The sequence below is a fragment of the Lactobacillus nasalidis genome, from assembly GCF_016587775.1.
Taxonomy (GTDB): Bacteria; Bacillota; Bacilli; order Lactobacillales; family Lactobacillaceae; genus Lactobacillus; species Lactobacillus nasalidis.
Genome location: NZ_BOCG01000169.1, coordinates 1 through 1,408, shown reverse-complemented (window position 1 = coordinate 1,408; position 1,408 = coordinate 1). Strand labels below are relative to the sequence as shown.

Annotated in this window: 1 protein-coding gene and 1 pseudogene; both read right to left on the bottom strand. The window is 55.8% G+C overall.

Annotated features, from left to right (window positions below; all coding sequences use genetic code 11):
- A pseudogene (locus tag lacNas_RS03115) lies at window positions 1-421 on the bottom strand (M42 family peptidase); the annotation flags it as partial.
- Between the two features lie 17 nt (window positions 422-438).
- Window positions 439-1,408: C69 family dipeptidase (locus lacNas_RS03110; RefSeq protein ID WP_201346575.1), on the bottom strand; the 970-nt coding region annotated here is incomplete at its 5' end.

Sequence of the window (1,408 nt, the reverse complement as noted above, 5' to 3'; positions counted from 1 at the left end):
CAATGGACAAGTCGGCTACCTGCGGGACGGCTTTTCTTTCGGCAGCCGTCATGAAATGCGGCGGCTTCAAAGCCACGACCCCGGGGATGTACTCCCCGTCCCGGTTTCTGACCTTGACCTTCAAGGCCGGCAGGACCACGTTGTTCCAGCCGCCCAGGGTCACGAACTTGATCAGGCCGTTGGGGCGGACTGCCTGGGTCAAGAAGCCGACGGCGTCAGAGTGGGCGTCAAGCTGGATCACCGGACGCTTGCCGGTGTTTTCCTTCTTTGAGGCATAGACGTTCAGCATCCCGTCGACTTCCAGGTCAGCGTAGTCCTTGACCGTTCTGGAGAACAGGTCGACGAATTCATTTTCAAAGCCAGAAGTCGCGTTGGCGTTTGAAAAATCCTTCAGCATTTGTATTTCAGCGGCTTTTTCCATCAAAAATCTCCCGTTTCTTAATCAAGCAGGTCGTACTTCAGCTTCATCAGGGTGTGGCCGGATTCAACCATTTCCCCGGTCAAGGCCGCGGTCTGCTCGTAAGTCAGATCAGCCATCTTCTGGTTGGCTTCTTCCAGCTTCTCTTGCAATTCCCGGCCAGTCAAGCCCTTGACGGCCCGGTCGGTTTCGTTTTCGATCTGGCGCAATTTGGCCATGGTCTTTTCTTCAAAAGCCTGCTCCAGGGCGCTGTAGACCTTGTAGTTGGTATCGCCGAGCTGGGCGTTGAGCTTGTTGAGCCAGAAGATCTTGGTCAAATCAAAGTTCGGACCAGTCTGGAAGCTGGCCGGGGTGGTCGTGACGTTGGTGTAGAACGGCACGAAGCAGTTGAAGGTGTTTGGCCCGAATGCCAGCCACTGCACGCCGGCGATGCCTTCTTCAACGTCGTTTCTGATCTGCAGGATGTGGGTTTCAAAGTTCCGGTTGATGCCGATCGGCCGGAAAAGCTTCTTTTCCGCGTCCGTGTTGGTCGTGCTGTAGACGTCGTATTCGGTGTCCTGGTAGTGGGAGCTTTCCAGGAACTTGATGTCTTCAGGGCTGATCTTCTTCTTGGCGTAAGTGATGAACGGCTGGTCCTGGTCCCCTGGCTGCCCCTCCCATTCAGGGTCGAAGTAGCGGTGGATGTACCAGGCCCGCGGGTTGTTGTAGTGGGCATCCTTGATGGTGGATGAGCCGAAGATGTGGCGCAGGTTGTAGCCTTGGTAGTCCGGGTTCAAGTGGTATTCGTTGATCAAATCCAGCAGGTCGCTTGAGCACATGAAGTTGTCTTCGTCGTTGAAGTCGAAGAAGTCGATGTTCAAGCGGTTTGGCGCTGCCACGTAGGCGTCGTCAGGAATCCGGCGGGCAGCCCAGTGGTGGCCGCCGATGGTTTCGATGTACCAGACTTCGTCGTGGTCGGCAAAGGCGCTGCCGTTCATTTCATAAGTGCCG